Below are 2,270 nucleotides of genomic sequence, written 5' to 3'. Positions count from 1 at the left end.
AGTAGGTCGCCGCCGGCATAATAATCTTGTTTGTGGGTCGTGGTTGCCTTGCCCCTTGTGTGGGGTTGGGTGCTGCGGCCCACTTTTGTGCCCACGAGTAAACAACATTTAATCGACAAATGTCGTGGCTTATATCTCGGGGTAGCTACCGATTTGGCTTAATTGCGGGTACTTAGAAGGGTCCGATGCGCAGTACACCGGTCGGAGGCTCCTCGAATTCTGGCACTGAGCTTGTTGGCATGTCCGATTCAGTTATTGCACTTCTGTGTTTACCACAGCCACTCATCCCGACATGCAGATACCGCGCTTCAATGGGGCTTTACTGCCAAGCTGTCCAAATAGGGATCCATACGCTTATTTGGAATTCGTCCTGATTCTTAAGCCCTACCTACGAGACAACGCGGCGCCATCCAAGGTCGCGCCAAAAGGAAATCCCGTATGGGCGAGGTATTGCCTGCGCCCATACGGGAATGTGTTGTATTTAATTACGCCAGCGCGGTATGGGATTGAGCTATCCAGCCACGCTAATCAAAGTACCGAAGTTAGTTATTACTGCTTGGCTTAGCGGGCGGGACGTCGCCGTAGCCGTCGTGGTCCTTATCTTCAGAGTTGATACCTCCGCGGAAGGTGTCGTGAGCGCTCGGAGTAACTGCGTGCGGTGCACGGTCGGCGGTGTTGAACAAAAGGTTCAAGATAATAGCTGCGACGGAACCTACGCAGATTCCTGAGGCCATAAACGTTTGTGCCCATGCCGGCAGTCCGGAGAATAGTTCGGGCGATACAGCCGGAAGCAATGCCAGTGCCAACGGAATACCAACCACGATCACGTTGGATTCAGTGAACTTAACCTTGGATAGGGTGCGGACGCCGGATGCTGCGACCATGCCGAACAAGGCGATACCGGCACCTCCCAAAACTGGAGCCGGGATAGCAGCAACGAGAGCGGCCGTCTTTGGAATCAGTCCCAGAATCAGCAGCATTCCGCCTGCAGCTGCGGTAACCCATCGGGATCGCACGCCCGTGATGGACAGGACGCCGATGTTCTGGGCAAACGCCGTGTATTCGAAGGTATTGAAAATACCGCCGATCACGGTCGCAGCACCGTCGGCACGCAGTGTGTCGGCAATACGGCGATTATCAATCTCGGTCTCGGTAATCTCACCGATTGCAAGCACATCTCCAGTCGCCTCGACCATAGTCACAAGCGAGACAATGCACATGGCAAATACAGCCGAGAAGACAAACTCAGGCATGCCGAAGTAGAACGGATGTGTCAGCCCAAAGATTGGTGAGTCCTTAGTCCCAGACCAATCCACCATTCCCAATGGAATGCACAGCAGCAACCCAGAAATCATGCCCACTAGAACGGCGATTCGGGCGAGCCATTCCGGTGCCCAACGCTCAATACTGAGAATCAAGACCAACACAAACACAGCTACTGCCAAGTTTTGGGGCGTGCCGAAATCAGGAGTGTCCTTGACTTCAGCACCGCCACCAACCCAGTCAGCTGCGACTGGCATAAGCGTCGTACCGATAATCAATAGCACCGTGCCAGTGACCAACGGCGGAAATAGACGTAGAAGCGATGCAAAAAGCGGTGCAAAGAGCATCATGAAAATGCCCGATGCAATCACCGAACCGTAGATTGCGGGCACGCCGTATTGCGATCCGATAGTGACCATCGGAATGGCGGCAGAGAAGGTACAGCCCTGAATCAGTGGTAACCGCACACCAAATCGCCAAATACCCACCGACTGCACGATGGTGGCGATGCCGGCAACAAACAGGTCCGCGGCAATTAGGTGCGGAATATCGGATGGGGACATACGCCCGGCATCCACAAGTGCCCAGCCCACGAAAAGCGGGACTGCCACCGCGCCTGCATACGCGGCGAGCACATGTTGAAAGCCGAGTACAAGCAATTTCACATGGCCCGGATACTCATCGACCGGATGGACCGGCCGGGCATCGGTCTTCGTTGATGTAGTCACAGTTCGACTTTAGTTCCCTAGCCCAGCTTTTCCTCACTGGAGCTTTCTATTGGGGTGGTTTCGCTCCATCTCGCTTTACGACGAAGGCCTCGAGACTTGTCACTTTGCTGAGATAACTCGTGAGTGTGCGTAAGAAGCCGGTGAACGAATGCATTGCCGAACAGCTTTAAGTGAAACTCTACGGTTATGGTCTTCTATTAGCTCGAAAGTGCCCTAGAAAAGCATTGTGACCTGGGGGTTCGCTTTATGTGTGAAGTGTGTGTAATGTATCCGGGGTCA

The 2,270-nt window shown here is 53.8% G+C and carries 1 protein-coding gene; it reads right to left on the bottom strand.

Translation table 11 applies throughout. The annotated features are described in order from the left end of the window. Positions 1–542: 542 nt before the first annotated feature. A complete protein-coding gene (locus ADB02_RS02445) occupies positions 543–1,991 on the bottom strand; it encodes a nucleobase:cation symporter-2 family protein (protein WP_049189566.1) in 1,449 nt (482 codons plus the stop codon). Between the last annotated feature and the right edge of the window lie 279 nt (positions 1,992–2,270).

Source organism: Corynebacterium sp. 212_CJEI (assembly GCF_001055915.1).
Taxonomy (GTDB): Bacteria; Actinomycetota; Actinomycetes; order Mycobacteriales; family Mycobacteriaceae; genus Corynebacterium; species Corynebacterium jeikeium_D.
This window is presented reverse-complemented; position numbering and strand designations above follow the sequence as displayed.